This is a genomic window from Trinickia sp. Y13, from assembly GCF_029522115.1.
Lineage (GTDB): Bacteria > Pseudomonadota > Gammaproteobacteria > Burkholderiales > Burkholderiaceae > Trinickia.
Genome location: NZ_JAKWFK010000028.1, coordinates 1 through 17,773 on the forward strand (window position 1 = coordinate 1; position 17,773 = coordinate 17,773).

Annotated in this window: 18 protein-coding genes; 8 read left to right on the top strand and 10 right to left on the bottom strand. The window is 63.3% G+C overall.

What is annotated here, in order from left to right; all coding sequences use genetic code 11:
* The 5 genes from MMB74_RS26570 to MMB74_RS26590 form a co-directional block, all read right to left on the bottom strand.
* The coding region (locus tag MMB74_RS26570) for an ATP-binding protein (protein ID WP_277431595.1) at positions 1-745 on the bottom strand (745 nt) is incomplete at its 3' end.
* Between the two features lie 431 nt (positions 746-1,176).
* Positions 1,177-1,947 (bottom strand): ferredoxin--NADP reductase, encoded by a 771-nt coding sequence (locus MMB74_RS26575; protein ID WP_277431596.1) that lies wholly within the window; start codon positions 1,945-1,947, stop codon positions 1,177-1,179.
* Positions 1,948-2,218: 271 nt separating this feature from the next.
* Positions 2,219-2,860 (bottom strand): LysE family transporter, encoded by a 642-nt coding sequence (locus tag MMB74_RS26580; RefSeq protein WP_277431597.1) that lies wholly within the window; start codon positions 2,858-2,860, stop codon positions 2,219-2,221.
* A gap of 95 nt (positions 2,861-2,955) precedes the next feature.
* The gene (locus MMB74_RS26585; RefSeq protein ID WP_277431598.1) at positions 2,956-3,765 is read right to left on the bottom strand and encodes an endonuclease/exonuclease/phosphatase family protein; all 810 of its coding nucleotides are present in this window, start codon (positions 3,763-3,765) and stop codon (positions 2,956-2,958) included.
* Positions 3,766-3,793: 28 nt separating this feature from the next.
* Positions 3,794-4,390, bottom strand: a complete 597-nt coding sequence (locus MMB74_RS26590; RefSeq protein WP_277431599.1) for a hypothetical protein — start codon at positions 4,388-4,390, stop codon at positions 3,794-3,796.
* 299 nt (positions 4,391-4,689) lie between these two features.
* Here MMB74_RS26590 and MMB74_RS26595 point away from each other — a divergent pair, with 299 nt between their 5' ends.
* The 3 genes from MMB74_RS26595 (at position 4,690) to MMB74_RS26605 (ending at position 7,547) form a co-directional block, all read left to right on the top strand.
* On the top strand, positions 4,690-5,667 hold the full coding sequence (locus MMB74_RS26595; protein WP_277431600.1) for an AAA family ATPase: 978 nt from the start codon (positions 4,690-4,692) through the stop codon (positions 5,665-5,667).
* Between the two features lie 220 nt (positions 5,668-5,887).
* Positions 5,888-6,994: an NAD(P)/FAD-dependent oxidoreductase gene (locus MMB74_RS26600; protein ID WP_277431601.1), complete on the top strand. Its 1,107-nt coding sequence runs from the start codon at positions 5,888-5,890 to the stop codon at positions 6,992-6,994.
* Positions 6,995-7,229: 235 nt separating this feature from the next.
* Entirely contained in the window at positions 7,230-7,547 is a 318-nt protein-coding gene (locus tag MMB74_RS26605) for a high-potential iron-sulfur protein (RefSeq protein ID WP_277431602.1), read from the top strand.
* Between the two features lie 104 nt (positions 7,548-7,651).
* Here MMB74_RS26605 and MMB74_RS26610 read toward each other — a convergent pair whose 3' ends face one another.
* The gene (locus MMB74_RS26610) at positions 7,652-8,353 is read right to left on the bottom strand and encodes a dienelactone hydrolase family protein (protein ID WP_277431603.1); all 702 of its coding nucleotides are present in this window, start codon (positions 8,351-8,353) and stop codon (positions 7,652-7,654) included.
* Positions 8,354-8,938: 585 nt separating this feature from the next.
* Between MMB74_RS26610 and MMB74_RS26615 the strand changes: the two genes are divergently transcribed.
* Positions 8,939-10,087, top strand: a complete 1,149-nt coding sequence (locus MMB74_RS26615; RefSeq protein ID WP_277431604.1) for a branched-chain amino acid ABC transporter substrate-binding protein — start codon at positions 8,939-8,941, stop codon at positions 10,085-10,087.
* A 150-nt stretch (positions 10,088-10,237) separates the two neighbouring features.
* Here MMB74_RS26615 and MMB74_RS26620 read toward each other — a convergent pair whose 3' ends face one another.
* The gene (locus tag MMB74_RS26620; RefSeq protein WP_277431605.1) at positions 10,238-11,428 is read right to left on the bottom strand and encodes an MFS transporter; all 1,191 of its coding nucleotides are present in this window, start codon (positions 11,426-11,428) and stop codon (positions 10,238-10,240) included.
* Between the two features lie 160 nt (positions 11,429-11,588).
* On the opposite strand from MMB74_RS26620, the gene MMB74_RS26625 reads away from it, so the two are divergent.
* From MMB74_RS26625 to MMB74_RS26635, 3 genes are all read left to right on the top strand, one after another.
* On the top strand, positions 11,589-12,251 hold the full coding sequence (locus tag MMB74_RS26625; protein WP_277431606.1) for a pyridoxamine 5'-phosphate oxidase family protein: 663 nt from the start codon (positions 11,589-11,591) through the stop codon (positions 12,249-12,251).
* Positions 12,252-12,652: 401 nt separating this feature from the next.
* Positions 12,653-12,949, top strand: coding sequence for an H-NS histone family protein (locus MMB74_RS26630; RefSeq protein ID WP_277431607.1), 297 nt, complete (start codon positions 12,653-12,655; stop codon positions 12,947-12,949).
* 307 nt (positions 12,950-13,256) lie between these two features.
* Entirely contained in the window at positions 13,257-14,450 is a 1,194-nt protein-coding gene (locus MMB74_RS26635) for a cation diffusion facilitator family transporter (RefSeq protein ID WP_277431608.1), read from the top strand.
* 44 nt (positions 14,451-14,494) lie between these two features.
* Here MMB74_RS26635 and MMB74_RS26640 read toward each other — a convergent pair whose 3' ends face one another.
* The 3 genes from MMB74_RS26640 to MMB74_RS26650 form a co-directional block, all read right to left on the bottom strand.
* The gene (locus MMB74_RS26640) at positions 14,495-14,953 is read right to left on the bottom strand and encodes an Lrp/AsnC family transcriptional regulator (protein WP_277431609.1); all 459 of its coding nucleotides are present in this window, start codon (positions 14,951-14,953) and stop codon (positions 14,495-14,497) included.
* A gap of 91 nt (positions 14,954-15,044) precedes the next feature.
* The gene (locus tag MMB74_RS26645) at positions 15,045-15,698 is read right to left on the bottom strand and encodes an exonuclease (protein ID WP_277431610.1); all 654 of its coding nucleotides are present in this window, start codon (positions 15,696-15,698) and stop codon (positions 15,045-15,047) included.
* Positions 15,695-16,339, bottom strand: a complete 645-nt coding sequence (locus MMB74_RS26650) for an MBL fold metallo-hydrolase (protein ID WP_277431611.1) — start codon at positions 16,337-16,339, stop codon at positions 15,695-15,697. Before MMB74_RS26650 ends, MMB74_RS26645 begins: the two co-directional genes overlap by 4 nt.
* A 637-nt stretch (positions 16,340-16,976) precedes the next feature.
* Here MMB74_RS26650 and MMB74_RS26655 point away from each other — a divergent pair.
* The gene (locus MMB74_RS26655; RefSeq protein ID WP_277431612.1) at positions 16,977-17,564 is read left to right on the top strand and encodes a septal ring lytic transglycosylase RlpA family protein; all 588 of its coding nucleotides are present in this window, start codon (positions 16,977-16,979) and stop codon (positions 17,562-17,564) included.
* Positions 17,565-17,773 lie beyond the last annotated feature (209 nt).

The window sequence follows — 17,773 nt, forward strand, 5'->3', positions numbered from 1 at the left end:
ACTCGTCGCGCAGCCGCGAGGCGATGCGAAGCGCCCCGCCGAACGCCTCGCAGCGCGCGCGCATGCCGGGCAATCCGAAGCCGCGCGCGGCGGCGGAGCTCGGCGCGCCGGCGCGACGCGCGCGCGGCGGCATGCCGCGGCCGTCGTCCTCGACGATCAGCGTCAAGCGTTTCGCGTCCGTTTGGATGCGCACGTCCGCCCGCGACGCCTTCGCGTGCTTCGCGACGTTGTTCAATGCTTCCTGGGCCACGCGCATGACGGCGAGGGCCGCGTCCGGCGGCAGTTGGGTGAGGCGCACGTCGGCGGCGCAGACGAAACTCGTGTCCAGCCCCGTGCGCTCGGCAAACTCGCGCGTCCAGTGCGCAAGCGCGGCGACGATGCCTCCCTCGACGCGGGGCGCGTGCAGGTCGTGCACCAAGCGACGGCCCGCTTCGCAGGCGGCCTCGATCGAGCGCCGCGCCAGGGCCAGCGCGGTGACTGCCGCGGCGACGTCCTGCGCGGCCGTCAGCGCGTGCTCGACGTTGGCGAGCGCAAAACGGGCCGCGGTCAGTTCCGCGCCAAGTCCGTCATGGATCTCGCGGGCGAGATGGCGCTTGATGGATTCGCGCGTCTGCGCCAGCTCGGCTGCGAGTTCGCGCAAACGCGGGTCGTCGCCGCTCGCGCCCGCTTCCGGGGCAGGCGCGCCGAAGCGCGATAAGTCCAAGGTTTCGTGTTGCCGAGCGGCAGCAGCCAGACGTTGATTCATCGCGAAGAGATCATCTCGAATTTTCACGTCATCGCGTCGGAAAACAGGACGCGCCAGGTAACGCAATTTACATCTGGTAACAGGCAGGGCCGGAGGAAGAACGTTTTCATTCGACCCCTCATTGGGGCGGATAATATCCCAAAATTAAGAAAAATACAGACGCGGCAACCGTTTCCGTGGGTCGAAAAGCCCTGATTGACAGCCCGGCAGTTTTGATCCTGTAGGAAAATTTCCTACGAGGAAACGGCGTCGACGCGCGTCGACTTGTAACAAGCGAGCGTGCGTCAGTCGAGCGCCCAAAAGAAAAACCGGAGCATAAGCTCCGGTTCTTGTCCAGTGACGCTTGTCGCGGGCAGGAAAGGCGTTCCCTTGCTCCGCAAGCGGCGGCGCGGCGGTCCGCTCTGCGCGACGGGCGGCCCGCTCGGGCTTGTTTAACCTACGAACGCTTTTTCGACGACGTAGTGCCCCGGCTCGTTATTGCTGCCTTCCTTGAAGCCGAGACCGTCGAGCAGTTCGCGCGTGTCGCGCAGCATGTGCGGGCTGCCGCAGAGCATGACGCGATCGTGCTCGACCGAGAACGGCGGCACGTCCAGATCTTCGAACAGCTTCTTCGTATCGATGAGTTCGGTGATCCGGCCGCGGTTTTGGAACGTCTCGCGCGTGACGGTCGGATAGTAGATGAGCTTTTCACGCACGATTTCGCCGATGTCCTCGTGGGCCGGCAGGTGTTCGGTGATGTAATCCTTGTAAGCCAATTCATCGACGAAGCGGCAGGTGTGCGTCAACACGACCTTTTCGTAGCGGTCGTAGACGCCCGGATCCTTGATGATCGACATGAACGGCGCGAGGCCGGTGCCGGTCGACAGCAGCCAGAGCGTCTTGCCCGGCAGCAGGTTGTCGGCCATCAGCGTGCCCGTCGGCTTCTTGCCGATCAGCACTTGGTCGCCGACCTTCAGGTGTTGCAGGCGCGAGGTGAGCGGGCCGTCGGGCACCTTGATGCTCAGGAATTCGAGGTTTTCCTCGTAATTGGCGCTTGCCATGCTGTAGGCGCGGATCAGCGGCTTGCCGTCGACCTCCAGTCCCACCATCGTGAATTGGCCGTTTTCGAATCGAAACGACGAATCGCGCGTGCAGGTGAAGCTAAAGAGCGTATCGGTCCAGTGGTGGACGGAAAGGACGGTTTGCGGGTTCAGATTGCTCATGGCTACGGTGAAAGTGCGAAGAGGTGGGCACCAAAGCGCTCGGCGCACGAGCGCTCCGGCCAGCGAGGCGGGGCGGGGCGCGCGAAGGGCTGTCGCGATGCGTCGCAAGACGCGAAAGGTCGCTATTTTAACGCGCCTGCCGCAGGCTCGTGGGGGAGGGTTCTATGTCGATTCGGCATGCCCATATAACCGCGGCAAGGGGGTGCTTGCCCGCGCGGTCGCCCGCAGCGGCACGCTCAGCCCCGCTTGGCGCCTGCCTGCGGGGGGCGATTCATCTTTCGGCGACGAGTTTTGCGCCCAGTCCGACGAGCGCGGCGCCGCACAGTGCGTCAATCGGCCGCCGCAGCTTGCGATAGCCGCGCTGGGTGCGTTCGGTCGCAAACATGAAGGCGACGCCGCAATACCAACTGGCCGAAAGCGAGCCGATGGTGGCGAACACCGCGCCATAGAACCAGAACGGCGGATGGGCGGGAAACATCGCGGCGAACACGCTCGTCCAGAACGCGCACGATTTCGGATTGGTGGCGCAGGTGACGAAGCCCGATCGGTAGGCGCGTAGCCAGGCCGCCGCATCATGTGCGACCGGCGCCGCGCCTGGGGTGAGGTGCGGCGCCGCATTGGCGCGCGCGCTCGAGCGCAGCAGCTTCAATCCGAAATAGACGAGATACAGCGCACCGGCGATGCGCACGCCCGTGTAGAGCCACTCGAGCCGCTGCAATACGGCGGCGAGCCCGAGCATGGCGAGGGTGACCCAAAGCATCGACGCGGTGCAAACACCGAGCGCGGAGGCCGCCCCCAGGCCGCGTCGGCCCGCGAGCGAAAGCTGCGTGACCATGAAGAAATTCGGTCCGGGGCTGGCCGCCGCGACGAGATAGATGACGGCAATTTGCAGCAGGATCGGGATGTAATGCATCGCAGCGGACGCCAAGAAAAGAGCCGGTTCGGAGAAGCGGAAAGCAAAGCGAACTTCAAAACCGCTAATCTAGCGCAACCGGCTTCTACTTTGTCTCAATGGCTCAATTCCAGCCGAGCGATATAGGGCAAATGGTCCGACAGCCAAGCCGTGTCCTGCGTAGGTTGCACGCACGCGACGGGACGCAGGCCGCGCACGAACATTTTGTCGAGCGCGAGCGCCGGCGAGAACGCGGGGAATGTGCGCGCAGGCTGGCCCAGCAGCGTCGAGACCTCGACCAGGCCATGCTCGCCGAACAGCGGAACGGAATCGTTGCGCCAGTCGTTGAAGTCGCCTGCGAGCACGAGCGGCCCAGTGGGCGCCTCGCGGGCGATCCAATGAGCGATCCAATGCATTTGCCGCAGTCGCGCCGAGCGCGTGAGCGCGAGATGGGCGCAGAGCAGCGTCACCGATTGGCCCGCAAAGGTCGCGCGGGCGACGAGCAGCCCCCGCTTCTCGAACCGGTGCGCGGAAATGTCCCAACGCCCGCTCAGATCGAGCGGATGCGGCGAGAGGATGGCATTGCCGTGGCGCCACGAAGGCTTGAATACGTTCGGCCCGAGGGCGATCTCGAGGTCCAGCGCATGGGCGATTTCGGTCGCTTGGCACTCCCAGACGTCCGCGAGCGGCTCATGCACGGGCGCGCCGAAGCTCGTCGCGAGCATGGGGCCGGGCATGCGCCGAGCCATCGCCTCTTGCAGGAAGTAGACGTCGGCCTGCGTCGATTCGACCCAGCGCTGCATCGCCTTCCACGCGGTGAAGCCAAGCGGCGAGCGGCCCTTGTGCAGATTCCAACTGACAGCGACGAACTCCTTCTTCTGTGGGGCTGCCTCGCCTATATGCATGAGTTCTTCCGGGTTTCGCATGCCGCTTTGCTTCCGCTTCTTCCAACCGTTAATGAGACGTGACCCTCGCACGCACGCGGTAGACGAGCGTTGGATTCTTGTCGATCAGCGTCCAAGCCGCCCACTCGCCGATGGGGATGAACAAGCCGGGATGGCTCGCGCTCACGCGCCGTGGTTGCGGCGGTAGCGCGCAGCCTTCGGGCGTCGACGGGGCCGTATCGTCTTCGATCGTCTCGTTCGCCTCGATCGAGAGCGTGACGCCGCTCAAGTCGGCCTCAACCGGAGAGATGGAGATCGTTCGCGCAAGATCAATGCCGCCCGCAGGGTTTTCCTTGCAGCCGACGCGGTGCGTGACTTCGTGGTGATGGGTGGCGCTAAAGCCCTGGCCGAGCGTGGTGGCCGACTCGAACGTATCGATCGTTTGCCCGTCGCGTACGACTTCGAGCCGCCACTGTACGACAGGCGGATCGTTCTCGCCTGTCGCGGCGCCCGATGCCCCGGCGGCGCTCGGCAAAGAAGCCGCATCGCCGGCTGCCATCGCTCCGCTAGCGGAAAGGGCGCCGAGCAGCGCGAGCGCCGCGGCAATGCCGACGACACCGGCCGTTGCACCGCCGAAGCAGGCCGCAATGCGGGTGACACGTCTCATCGAGCTTCTCTCCTTACCGCAGACCAATGACGCGGGCGGGACGACAAGCGCCCATCTTACGCCTAACGAGGCGCTCGGCCCACGAGGGTGGCGGGGCGCAAATAAGCCCATTGCGCGACACGGCGAAGCCCGCGGCGCGTGTTAGCAGCACGCGAGCGACGCTGCTGGCTTTTCGCATGGAACTTGCTTGAGTACACTGAAACGACGATGAAGCGAACGATGCGCCGCCCCTCGGCCGGACGCAGGCAGGACACCAGCAATCGGCGGGGCGCGCTCGGTGGCAGCAGATGAGGTGAGCGATGACGACGGCCATGGTGAAGCAGGAAATTGCAGTGGCGTCGTTCAGCAAAGTCTACGATCTGGAGCGGGTCGAGGCTGCGCTGAGCGATTTGGGCGAAGGCGCGAGCGAGGCGCTGCGCTCGACCTACGAAAAAATGCTCAAAATCGGCAACTTGCGCTTTTGCGTCAAGCCGAACCGAATGCCCGCGATCGATGTGTTGATCGACGCGCTGCCCAACTTCGCCGATCCCTTGGAAGACGTGCGCCGCCAAGTCGCTTTGTGCGTCGAAACCGAGGACAGGCTCGAACTGATGCCGATCCTCTTGCTCGGCGATCCGGGCATCGGCAAGACGCACTTTGCCAAGGCGCTCGCCCGTCTGCTCGGCACGTCGCACGAGTACGTCGCGATGAGCTCGCTCACCGCGGGCTGGATTCTGTCGGGCGCTTCCTCGCAATGGAAGAACGCCAAACCCGGCAAAGTCTTCGAAGCGCTCGTCAACGGCAGTTATGCGAACCCTGTCATCGTCGTCGACGAAATCGACAAGGCGAGCGGCGATTCTCAATACGATCCGCTCGGCGCGCTCTACGCGTTGCTCGAGCACGAGACCGCGCAAACCTTCATCGACGAATTCGCCGAAGTGCCGATCAATGCGGGCCAGGTCATCTGGATCGCGACGGCCAACGACGAGCGCACGATCCCCGCGCCCATTCTCAGCCGGATGAGCATTTACGAAATCGCTCCGCCCGATCGCGACGGCGCGCGCCGCATCGCGCAGACGATCTACGAAGAAGTGCGCGGCGCGCACAACTGGGGGCAGCGTTTTCCGGCCAAGCTCGACGAGGATGCGCTAGAGGCGCTCTCGCGCGCCTCGCCGCGCGACATGCGCCGCGCCATCTTGCATGCGTTCGGGACGGCGCGTGTCGATGGCCGCGACGTCGTGCGTGCCGACGACATCCGCCCCGAACGCGGCGCGCGCCGCCGCCCCATTGGCTTTTGACGGCGCTGCGGCCGTTAGCGCACGGTTAAGGCATGGGCAATCGGCGTCGCTCGCGTGCTGCGTCGTACAATTGGCCTCAGGTGTCGGCGCCGCGCCGCTTGATGCGCGCCGCGCGATGCGAGACTGAGCGGTCCAGGTGTCATGAGCGCGCTCGCGACGAAGTCCCACCGAAGTAGCACGCGCATGGAGAAGCGCGGCCGAACGGGCCGCGACGACAAACATGGATGAGATCGAATGTGTGGTGATCGGCGCTGGCGTGGTCGGTCTCGCGGTGGCGCGCGCGCTGGCCGAGCGCGGGCGCGAAGTGATCGTGCTCGAAACGACCGAAGCAATCGGCACCGGCACCAGCTCGCGTAACAGCGAGGTCATACACGCGGGGCTCTACTACCCGCGCGGCTCGCTGAAGGCGACGCTGTGCGTGCGCGGCCGCGAAATGCTCTATGACTATTGCGCGGCGCGCGGCGTGCCGCACCAGCGCTGCGGCAAGCTGCTCGTTGCGACGGCCCGCAATCAATTGCCGCAGCTCGCGGCGATCGAAGCGCGCGGCAAGGAAAACGGCGTGCTCGATTTGATGCGCTTGAGCGGCGCCGACGCTCAGGAACTCGAACCGGCCTTGCAGTGCGAGGCCGCCGTGTTTTCTCCGCAAACGGGCATCGTCGATAGCCACCAACTGCTACTCGCGTTGCAAGGCGACGCCGAGCGCAGCGGCGGCGTCTGCGCTTTCCATTCGCCGGTCGAATCGATTCAAGCGCGGGCAGGCCGCTTCATCGTGACGGTGGGCGGTCAATCCCCGACCACGCTCTCGTCCGCTTGCGTGATCAATAGCGCGGGGCTGCACGCGAACGCGCTCGCGCGCAAGATCGTCGGCCTCGATGCCCGGCACGTGCCTCCCCTGTACTTGGCGCGCGGCAGCTATTTCAGCATTTCGGGGCGCGCCCCATTCTCGCGGCTCATTTACCCGATGCCGAACGAAGCGGGGCTGGGCGTCCACCTGACGCTCGACCTGGGCGGACAGGCGCGTTTCGGCCCCGATGTGGAATGGGTCGATACGATCAACTACGACGTCGATCCGCGTCGCGCCGACGCATTCTATTCGGCCATTCGCGAGTACTGGCCCGCGTTGCCCGACGGCGCGTTGCAGCCCGCCTATGCCGGGATTCGTCCGAAGCTATCGGGGCCGGGCGAGCCGGCTGCGGACTTCGTGATCCAGGGCCCCGCTGCGCATGGCGTGCGCGGCCTCGTCAACTTGTTCGGCATCGAATCGCCGGGTCTGACGGCGTCGCTGGCCATCGCACAGCGCGTGTGCGAGCTCGTAGGCTGCGCGTAAGCGCCTGCGCAAACGAAGAAAAGAAGAAAACGAGAAGAAGGCCGTCGCGAGCCTAACGAACCATCGTTGAAACGCCGAGATGGGTGTGGCGACGATCGTGTGGGTGCGACAAGCTGACGCCGTTATCCGCGACATAGGACGAACGGGGGGTGCGCCGGGCGCGCTTCGTTGCTATGCTTGCCCCACTGCTGCCGCAGAGCAGCGATGAGCCTGCCCCATAACTAGGAGAGTCCCCATGAAATCGTCCCGTCGCACGTTTCTGATCACGTCCCTGGGCGCTGCTTCCGCGCTCGCGCTCGGTTCGCGCCAGGCATTGGCGGCCGATGCGCCGAAGGTCTCCGAAGACGACGCGACCGCGAAAGCGCTCGGCTACAAGATGGATGCCACCAAGGTCGACAAGGCGAAATACGCGAAGTACGCAGCAGGGCAAGAATGCAGCAACTGCCAATTCTTCCAAGGCAAACCGACCGACGCGTTTGCGCCGTGCCCGATGTTCGGCGGCAAGCAAGTGGCCGGCAAGGGCTGGTGCAGCGCCTATACGAAGAAGGCGTAATCGAAGAAGGCGTAATTCGCGTCCCACACGATTCGGCGCGGCTCGGGCCTTCCTCCCAACCGCCGCGCCTTTCGAGCGCTTCGATCCCTAGCGCTTCGATCCCCTCACAGCACCGACGAAAGAAACGAAAGCGTGCGCCCGTGCGCGAGCGCCGAAGCATGCTGATCGTAGGCGGCGCGATCCGAGCAGTTGAAGCCGTGGGCGACGCCCGGATAGTCGAAGAACTGCACACCGGCGTGCCCTGCCAGGCGGGCTTTGACTTGAGCGACGGCCGTTTGCGGAATCGACGAATCGTGCTCCGCGTAGTGGAACAGCATCGGCACGCGAACTTGATCGGCTTTGTCCAGCTTGTTTTGAATGCCCCCGCCGTAATAGGCGACGGCCGCGTCGACGCTGCCATGGGCGGCCATCAAATACGCCACTTGTCCGCCGAAGCAAAATCCAACCGCTGCGATCTTGCCGCTGGTTTCGGGCAGTGCGCGCAGCGTGGCGGCGGCGGCTCCGAAGTCGGCGGCGCTCCGGTCGGCGTCGATGCGCTTTAGCAGCGCCAACGCCTTGTCGCGGTCCGCGCCTTCATAGCCCAGTTCCACGCGCCGCTCTTCGCGCCAAAAGAGGTCGGGCGCGAGCGCCACATAGCCCGCGAGCGCGAATTGTTCGGCAACGGACCGGATATGCGCATTCACCCCAAAAATCTCTTGCACGATGATGACGCCGGGGCCCTTGCCGGCGCGCGGCAACGCCAAATAGCCGTCGTAGCGTTCGCCGCCGCCGGCGTCGATTTCGATCCATCGTGTCGTCACGCTCATGGGCAACCTCAATCTCGTAGTCGTTGGGGGCGCCAGTTTGGCACCGAATCGGTTCGCTTGCAGAACGAGTCCCTCGGTCGGGAGGCGGCTCGCTGATTGGCCCGCAAGCCGCTTTAGGGGAAGTTTCACGATCACCCGCAGTGGAATAAACAGTCTATCCAGCGGCCACGATCAATGGCGTTTCTATGTCGAGCCAGACGTTATTTTTTGATCGCAATCAATACCTTGGAACGATTGCGCCAGTATTGGCAAGCAGCGCGCGGTACACTGCGCAAGCTTGCCTCCCCCTCGAAAACCCGCATGTGCATTGCGTTTCGGGGCGGCGGCCTCACTTTCGTCGGGCCTTTTTTGCGATGGGCGCTATTAGTACTCTTCCCACTTTCTCAAAAAAGTCCCCAACTTTAATTTGTTGCCCTACACTTGCGCGCAGCACGAAGGCTCGGCTTGTCACAAACAGGTCGGCTAGCGTGTCAGACCAAGTGCATGACGATGCATCCGGCGTAATTGCCTCCCTTCGACACTGACAAGAGGAAGGCGGGGAATAGGGCGATGACGTCGTTTTTGGGACCGAAACCGGAGACTTACATGAATATCAAGATGCAAAAACTGTTGCCGATCACCGCGGCTGCAATGTTGTTCGCGACGATGGCAACGGGTGCCGTGGCAGACGAAGTCGTCAAAATCGGTCACGTCGCGCCGCTGACGGGCCAAATCGCTCACCTCGGCAAGGACAACGAAAACGGTGCACGTTTGGCCGTAGAGGAAATCAACAAGAAGGGCCTCGTGATCGGCGGCAAGAAGGTCACGCTGCAACTGGACGCGCAGGACGACGCGGCTGACCCGCGTACGGCCACGCAAGTTGCGCAGAAGCTCGTCGACGACAAGGTCGTCGCCGTGGTCGGTCACCTGAACTCCGGTACGACGATTCCGGCTTCGAAGATCTACAGCGACGCGGGCATCGTGCAGATCTCGCCGTCGGCAACGAACCCCCAATATACGCTGCAAGGCTTCAAGACGACGTTCCGCGTCGTGGCGACCGATGCGCAGCAAGGCCCGGCTCTCGCAAACTACGCAGCAGATCAGCTCAAGCTGAAGAAAGTCGCCGTGGTCGACGATGCGACCGCTTACGGCCAAGGCTTGGCGAACGAATTCGAAAAGAAGGCGAAGGCGCTCGGCATGACGGTCCTGTCGCATGACGCGACGAACGACAAGGCAACCGACTTCAAGGCGATCTTGACCAAGATCAAGGGTGAACACCCCGACGCGATCATGTATGGCGGCATGGACGCCACGGGCGGCCCGTTCGCGAAGCAAGCGCGCCAGCTCGGCATCACCGCGAAGGTCCTGGCAGGCGACGGCGTGTGTACCGACCAGCTCTCGCAGCTGGCTGGCGAAGCGGCGGATAACGTCGTGTGCTCGGAAGCGGGTCGCTCGCTCGAGAAGATGGGCAAGGCCGGCGAAGAGTTCCAAGCCAAGTACAAGGCTCGTTTCGGCGTGCCGATCCAGATCTACGCGCCGTTCACGTATGACGCCGTGTACATCATCGTCGACGCGATGAAGCGCGCGAATTCGACGGATCCGGCTAAGATCCTGGCCGCGATGCCCTCGACGGACTACAAGGGCGTGATCGGCGAGACGACGTTCGACTCGCACGGCGACTTGAAGCACGGCGTGATCTCGCTGTATCACTACAAGGACGGCAAGAAGACGCTGCTGAACGAAGTGTCGATGTAATCGACCGGCTTCGGCCGACCCCTTCGAGGATGGCGGGCCGCGTGGCGGCCGGCTATCTTCGACAGGAAAAGAAGGGCGCGGACGCGGTGGCGTGCGCGCCCTTCTTTTTGATGTTTACCTTGGATCCTTGCTGCGAAGACACAGCAGCCCTCAGACGCCGAGCCGCTTGAGGACGCGTGGTCCGACGATGGCGACGAGGGCGGCGCAGAGCGCCACGACAGAGAGCCCGATGGAGAGATTGGTGGCCTGAGCGACCCCGCCGATCAGGACCGGGCCGAACAACAAGCCCACATAGGCAATGCTCGCCACGTGCGCGAGCCCTTCCGCCGCATGGATGCCTTTGATGCGCATGGCGGCGGCGAACAGCACCGGCATCATGTTCGCGAGCCCGAGGCCCATCATCGCGAAGCCGATCAGCGCGGTGACCGAAAACGGCAACACGAGGGCGCCGACCATGCCGGCACAAGCGAGCGAGGCGCTGGCTAGCACGAGCTGCACGGCGCCTACGCGCGCGCGCACGGCATCGCCGGCGAACCGCCCGGCGGCCATCGCGCCCGTGAACGCCGCATACCCTGCGCTGGCAAACGCTGGCGTCGATCGGACGACGTCGCGCATATAGACGGCCGCCCAGTCGTACATGGCGCCTTCTGCGATCAACGCGATCAGCGCGACGGCGCCGAGCGCCCAAAGCACGGGCGAGCGCCAGCGGCTCGGGCGCGCATTGCCGTGATGGCTTTCGCCAGGGGGAACATGCGGCAGGACCGCCGGGCAGGCGATCGCGAGCACGGCGCCGCTGACCAGGGCGGCGAGCAGCATATGCACCGCGCTTGCCAGGCCGTGCGCCAGCGCCAGGCCTCCCGCCCCCGCGCCGATCATGCCGCCGATGCTGAACATGCCATGCAGCGAGGACATGATGGGCCGCCCGAGCGCTTGCTCGACGGCGCTGGCCTCCGCATTCATCGCCACGTCCATCGTCGCCATGCCGGCGCCGAACGCTGCGAGCACGGGCAGGAGAATCGAATACGTGGGCGCGATTAAAATCAGCGCCATACTGACGGACATGACCAGGCCGCCGACGAGACACGCGCGGCGGGTGCCGACGCGTGCGATCCATTTCGCATTGGTGAGCGTGGCCGCGATCGAGCCCCCGGTCAGAACGAACAAGGCAAGCGAGAGCGCCGCAGGATCGAGCCGGAACTTGTCGCGCACGGTGGGAACGTGCACGCCCCATGACGCGTAGGCCATGCCGGCGATAAAAAACAGCGCCATCGTCGCGTAGCGCGCGCGCTGGCGGTGAGCGGCGGGGAGAGAGCACGATTGCGACGAAGAGGTTTGCGACACGGGCGGAGAGCGTTGGTCTAAAAAGGGCGAGAACATGCGCGGGCCGGCGAAGCAAACGGCGCCCGCGAACGCTAAGATGATTGAAAGCCTCCGATTCTATCGGAGGCCCTCACGCCTCGCTGGCAGGCCAAGCGCACAGAGACCAACCGGAACACGCATCATGCATATTTCTGCACACGCGCCGCTACATTTATTGCACCGCAAGTCCACGGGCGCTTTGGCCACGCATTCGCGCGATCCGCTCGGCTTCCCCTATCCGACGGCGCTGCCTTTTGCGCCCGATGCGCGGCACCGTCCGATGGTGCTCGTAAGCCGCTTGGCCGAGCATGCGCGCAACTTGGAAGCCGACCGGCGGGCGGGCTTTCTCGTCGTCGACTCCGCGGGCGACGACGTGCTCAACGGGGAGCGCTTGACGTTGCTGGGTCTATTCGAGACGCGCGGCCTCGAGCCGTCGCTCGTGCGGCGGTACTTACGCTATCACCCGGATGCCGAGCGCTATCTCGCGCTCGGGGATTTTTCGTTTCGCGTGCTCGAAATCGAACGCATGCGATACATCGGCGGATTCGGCGCGATGGGTTGGCTCAATGCGGAAGAGCTGGACCCGTTAGCGCCGTTGGGCGACGAAGACGAAACCGCGCTGATCGAATACGTCGAGGGGCGCATTAGCCCTTCCGCGTTGGTCCAAGTGGCGGGCGTGGACCGATACGGCGCCGATTTATTGGTAGATGGCGAACGTCTGCGCTATGCGTTCGATTGTCCGAAAACCGATATGGCCGAACTGGAGCAAGCGCTGGCAAAGTGTGTGTCCGACCACGCCAAATAGCTGTCCGGTTTTTCTGATAGGGAAAACGACGACGTCGGCCGCACCGGCGGGCCTCGCTCGGGCCTGCCCGCCCGGCCTGGTGCAGCATCCTTTCATTCCATGATAACTTTCCTCCATTTATGCGATATCCGTTTCACCAATTGAAAGCTGGCTTCCGCAATGTCTGTCACCGACTAAAAATATGAGATGACACGTACATTGGGTAAATCGAGATGTGGCTGAGGACGAGCAATCGGCGAAACAAATCAATGAGAACCTTTTTCGAATGATGGTCTTTTCGGGCTTTTCGTTTGCGCGCCTTTTGTGCTAATCTCGCTCCCGAAATATCCGAGGCACCACGCATTCAGATGGCAATACCCGGCAGGAGATCGGCGCCATTTATCGAAACCACAAGGGAACGTATGTCTTCTTACAAGGAACTTCTCGCTCAACGAGAGAAGCTGGAGAAGCAGATCGAAGAGGCCAAGGCGAAGGAATACGCCGAAGTGCTGAACGAGATCAAACAGAAAATGGCCGACTATGGCATTACGCTCGCCGAACTCGGCGGTGGCCGTGGCAAGCTCGGCAAGGCTGGTCGTGCCCGCGCCGGTGTTGCTCCCAAGTATCGCGATCCCGCGAGCGGCAGCACGTGGTCGGGCCGCGGCAAGCCGCCCCGGTGGATTGCCGGCCAAGATCGCGAGCAGTTCCTGATTAAGTAACTATCGGCAATAGGCTGTTCGGATTGAAGTCGGCGTCTATGCGCCGGCGCGATTGTTTGTGCAGCTCAAAAAGAACCGCGAAACCCCCCGGGTTCGCGGTTTTATTCGTCTAATGTATCGATTTTTGAGAATACGTACCAATCGGTTTTGCCGCGGCAGGCTGCTGCGGACGGGAGTTGGAATAAGAATGGGTCGCGTTCTCATAACCTCCTGATTTGAAAGAAAAAAGGCGTCGCCTCTCACTGCGCGGGCGGCCGGCGCTTGGTAGAATCGCGGTAAACCACGCGTTTTCGCCATCCTCTCTCCGATGCATCCCCATCCCCATACCGTCGAACTCGAATCTGTTGAGAAGCACGCTGTCGCGCGTAAAAGCACTTTCGTCAGCGTGGCGCTGAACCTCGTGCTGATGACCTTGCAGGTCGTGATCGGTGTTTTGGCCCATTCTCAGGCGTTGATCGCCGACGGTGTCCATTCGCTCGCGGATCTGATTTCCGATTTCATCGTCCTCGTCGCGAACCGAGCCAGCGCCGAAAAGCCCGATGCCGATCACAACTACGGACATCGCCGCTACGAGACCGTGGCTTCGCTGTTTCTCGGCGCGCTGCTCGTCACCGTGGGTGTGGGCATGCTTTGGCGCGCCGGTACGCGCTTGGCGAACATGGACAACATCCCGGCCGTGCACGTCAGCGCGCTGGTCGTGGCCGTCCTCGTGCTCGTATCGAAGGAAGGGCTGTTTCGGTACATGCTGCGTCAGGCCGAGCGCGTACGCTCGGCCATGTTGATCGCGAACGCCTGGCATGCGCGCTCCGATGCCGCCTCCTCGCTCGTGGTGGCGGTAGGCATCGTCGGCAGCTTGTTCGGTGTGCGGCTGCTCGATCCGATCGCGGCGGCTATCGTCGGGTTCCTGGTGGCGCGCATGGGCTGGGTATTCGGCTGGGATGCCCTGCAAGATCTATCCGACCGAGCGCTCGACGAGACCGCGACGGACGATATCCGTCGGTTGCTGATGACCACCGCGGGGGTGCGCGACGTGCACGAGCTGCGCACGCGCAAGATGGGCGATCTGGCGCTCGTCGACGCTCATATCTTGGTCGACCCGCTGATTTCCGTGTCGGAGGGGCACTACATCGCCGAATCGGCGCGCACGCGCGTCATGACCGACAAGCGCGTGCTCGATGCGCTGATCCACGTCGACCCGGAGAACGACGCACTCGCTCATCCGCCCGCGCGCCTGCCAACGCGCGCGGCCGTTGCGGCGCTCGTCGATGCCGAGCTAGCGAAACACGGGCTGCGCGCCGCCGGCCTCAATGTGCATTATTTGAGCACCGGACTTGACGTCGACATCACGTTGCCGGCCGATGCCATGGCGGATCGCGAACACGATGCCGAGCTGATCGGACGCATCGATCTAGCGCAGATCAAATCACGGTTGGGGGCGCGCAACGTGACGGTGCAGCGGCAGCTTGCGCCGGCTACTGCGCGGGCTCCGGGGCACGCCTAGGCCCGCAACGGGGGCGATCGGCCCGATCGGCCGATACCGTGGATTCAAAGCGGCAACTGCGTATCGAACTTGATTTCGCGCAGCACGACGCTCGTTCGGACTTGAGCGACGGCGGGGATTTTGAAGATGCGTTCATGCAAGAACGCGTCGTAGGCTTTGATGTCGGGTGCGACGATCTTGAGGATGTAATCGGCTTCGCCCGTGGTGCTATAGCATTCGGTCACTTCCGGGCACGTGGAGATTTCCCGCTCGAATTGCTCGACGCCGCCCTCGGTATGGCGCGTGAGATGGATGTGCGCCAGGGCGCAGACATGCAGCCCGAGCTTTTCGCGATCGAGCAGCGCCGTATAGCGCTGGATGACGCCCGACTGCTCCATATCCTTGATGCGCCGCCAGCACGGCGTGCTCGACAGCCCGACTTGCTCCGAGATTTCCTGCACGGAGCGGCGCGCGTCGAGCTGCAATAGGCGCAGGATTTTCTGCGAAAACGTATCGAGTGTCATCCGCGCCTCCCTTTCCGACTGCCATTTCGATTGATATTAGTGGCGGAAGAAATAAAAGGCAATCGAACGGCGCGCCTGAGAGGGATTTTCCCTAATTCGGCGGGCTCTCCGCGTCGTTTTGTTCTACACCCGTCTTATCGGCTTCGGCACTGCGCGCTTGCGCCTCCGCAGCGGCGGCCGACGCGGCCTGCCAGCCGCGCAAGTCCTTGAGCATGTTGCAGAACAGCGCGCCTTGTTCGATGGCGTCGTCGAGCGCCACGTGCGTGTGCGGGTGATCGTCGAACCAATGTTTCGGCATGCGCGGCTTGATGCATTTGCGATAGGGCAGGCCCGTCATCGCGAACGCGAGCGTCTTGATATCGAGCGCCGACCATGAGAACGGGCAGCGGCCGGTGAAGCGCATCATGTACCAAAACATGAAGGTGAAGTCGAAGCCGGCGGGCATACCGACGAACACGGGCTTGCCGGGCAACGCCTCGACCCATTCCACGTAGGCCAGCAAGGCTTGCTCGGGGCTGCGCAAATCGGAGCGGCAGGCGGCCCATGCTTCGGGTTGGGTTTTCCACCAGGCTTCCTGCACGGGATGCGGTTTTGCGCCGGGCAGCGTTTCGAGGTTGGCCGAGAAGGTGCCGACTAATTGCTTGTCGGCCGTATAGGCCGCCGATGCGAAGCTGAGCATCGAATGCGGGCCGGGAATCGGGCCATCGGCCTCGATGTCGGTGCTGACATAGATTTCGTCGGTCACGCGCTTACTCCGTCCGCGACATAGGGATTCGTTCGCCGCTCGGCGCCGAACGTCGACGTTGGGCCGTGCCCCGGAACGAACGTGATGTCGTCGCCGAGCGGCCAGAGCTTGGTTCGAATCGAATGAATGAGATCGGCGTGATTGCCGCGCGGGAAATCCGTTCGACCGATGGACCCGGCGAAGAGCACATCGCCGACGAGCGCCACGCGATGTTTTGCGCTCACGAACACGACGTGCCCGGGCGTATGTCCCGGACAGTGATAGACGTCGAGCGTTTCTTCGCCGAACGTGACGGTGTCGCCATCGGCCAGCCAGCGATCGGGCTCGAAGGCTTGCGCCGCCGGAAAGCCGAAACGCTTGCTTTGTTCGGGCAACTGCTCGATCCAAAACCGCTCGTCGGGATGCGGGCCTTCGATGGGCACGCCGTAGTGGGTGGCCAGGGCTTTGGCGCCGGCGCAGTGATCGACATGGCCGTGCGTGAGCAGGATCTTTTCGACGGTGACGCCGTTCTCGGCGACGGCGCGCTCGATTAGATCGAGATCGCCTCCCGGATCGACGATGGCCGCCCGCTGCGTGGCTTCGCACACAAGGAGAGAGCAGTTCTGTTGAAACGGCGTGACGGGGATGACGAAGACCTTCATCTGAATGAGCGCAGGCAGCAAAAGAACGATGGTACCAGCCGGCTCGAGGCCGTGCCGCCTAGCCGATTGGCCGATTGCCAATGCGCATTGTTGCACCCATAGGGAGAATCAATGACCGGCGACGGCCGGCGCCCAGGATTGCTTCGCTTTCCTGCTATAATGCGGCTGCAACTGCGCGGGGAGAGTCCTGCGCTGCTCTACGAGCGATACGGCCCTTGTTGAACTAGCTCGTGCCGGTCGCTGTCAATTGAAGTCCGAAGTCGCGGGTTAGTGGCTTCGTTTCGGTGTCGATGTAGTTCGACGCACACGTCTTACTCAGCCAGGCGCCGCGCGCCTGATGCGGCCATCGGCCGTACTGCTGAGTAGGCCTACGCCGCCGTTCCTCGTGCTTTCGAGCGCGCAAGAACGTGGTAGCCATGTTCGATGGCGGCGTGTGGGGTCTGGTCAAGCTGATGGGGACAGCTGTACCAGACGTGAACACCAACCGGGCTGTATGCGGTCGAAAGCGGCCGCAGCCAAGTGCCATATCGCTGCACGCGTTCAAAGCGTGAGTGTTGTGTCGTGCTTGATTGCCCGAGTCGTACCGTGATGTGAAACATTGCACGCGCGTCGGCTCGACAGATTGGCTAAACGTCATATGAAACATCGATTTCGTCGATCGCTGGGGATGCTTTTTGTCGCCGGCGCCTTTACGGGTTGTGCGGTGCAGCCTACGACGCAAACCAGTCGCGCAGGCGCTGTTCCTGCGGTGGCCCAGGCGGCCAACGCGCCCGTCGCATTCGGCGGCGCATCGGCGCTGCCTGCTGCGCACGACAAATCGCTTGCAGATGCGCAGCCTATCGACGAGAACGCACCCGACGTATCGGATTTCAAGCAGGTGGGTCGCGCGTCGTGGTACGGCGGGCGCTTCGTGGGCCGGAAAACCGCCAGCGGCGAGCGCTACGACATGAACGCGATGACGGCGGCGCACAAGACGCTGCCGCTCGCTGCGTATGTGCGGGTGACGAATACGGCGAATCACAAATCCGTCGTCGTGAAGATCAACGATCGCGGGCCGTACGTGCGCGGGCGCATCATTGATTTGTCCTATGCCGCGGCGAAGATGTTGGGCTTGCAGCATGTGGGCACGGGCCGCGTGAAGATCGAAGGTCTGTCGCAGGAAGAGGCGCGCGCGGAGCGGGCAGAAATGTTGGCGAGCAGTGTGTCGAAGGACGGAGGGAACTGAACGAATCGTTCCGGTTCGGCTGGTCCGTAGCTCGTTTGTTGGTTCGAAGGCGGCGCCCGGTGGGGCGCCGTTTTTGTTTGGGTGAGGTTATTCAGGAGTACTAACTAGATAGCACGCCATGACTGCCGTGCGCGGCTCCGGAAGGTGAGATTATTCAGGAGTACTAATTGTTGGTTAGAGCGACGCACCGATTTCCACCTGGCATGCTC

Coding starts and splice junctions, on each gene's coding strand:
- MMB74_RS26650 (WP_277431611.1), bottom strand. CDS start 16,339: ATGAAGGTCTTCGTCATCCCCGTCACGCCGTTTCAACAGAACTGCTCT.
- MMB74_RS26580 (WP_277431597.1), bottom strand. CDS start 2,860: ATGCATTACATCCCGATCCTGCTGCAAATTGCCGTCATCTATCTCGTC.
- MMB74_RS26595 (WP_277431600.1), top strand. CDS start 4,690: ATGACGACGGCCATGGTGAAGCAGGAAATTGCAGTGGCGTCGTTCAGC.
- MMB74_RS26590 (WP_277431599.1), bottom strand. CDS start 4,390: ATGAGACGTGTCACCCGCATTGCGGCCTGCTTCGGCGGTGCAACGGCC.
- MMB74_RS26630 (WP_277431607.1), top strand. CDS start 12,653: ATGTCTTCTTACAAGGAACTTCTCGCTCAACGAGAGAAGCTGGAGAAG.
- MMB74_RS26575 (WP_277431596.1), bottom strand. CDS start 1,947: ATGAGCAATCTGAACCCGCAAACCGTCCTTTCCGTCCACCACTGGACC.
- MMB74_RS26625 (WP_277431606.1), top strand. CDS start 11,589: ATGCATATTTCTGCACACGCGCCGCTACATTTATTGCACCGCAAGTCC.
- MMB74_RS26585 (WP_277431598.1), bottom strand. CDS start 3,765: ATGCGAAACCCGGAAGAACTCATGCATATAGGCGAGGCAGCCCCACAG.
- MMB74_RS26615 (WP_277431604.1), top strand. CDS start 8,939: ATGAATATCAAGATGCAAAAACTGTTGCCGATCACCGCGGCTGCAATG.
- MMB74_RS26605 (WP_277431602.1), top strand. CDS start 7,230: ATGAAATCGTCCCGTCGCACGTTTCTGATCACGTCCCTGGGCGCTGCT.
- MMB74_RS26640 (WP_277431609.1), bottom strand. CDS start 14,953: ATGACACTCGATACGTTTTCGCAGAAAATCCTGCGCCTATTGCAGCTC.
- MMB74_RS26635 (WP_277431608.1), top strand. CDS start 13,257: ATGCATCCCCATCCCCATACCGTCGAACTCGAATCTGTTGAGAAGCAC.
- MMB74_RS26655 (WP_277431612.1), top strand. CDS start 16,977: ATGAAACATCGATTTCGTCGATCGCTGGGGATGCTTTTTGTCGCCGGC.
- MMB74_RS26610 (WP_277431603.1), bottom strand. CDS start 8,353: ATGAGCGTGACGACACGATGGATCGAAATCGACGCCGGCGGCGGCGAA.
- MMB74_RS26600 (WP_277431601.1), top strand. CDS start 5,888: ATGGATGAGATCGAATGTGTGGTGATCGGCGCTGGCGTGGTCGGTCTC.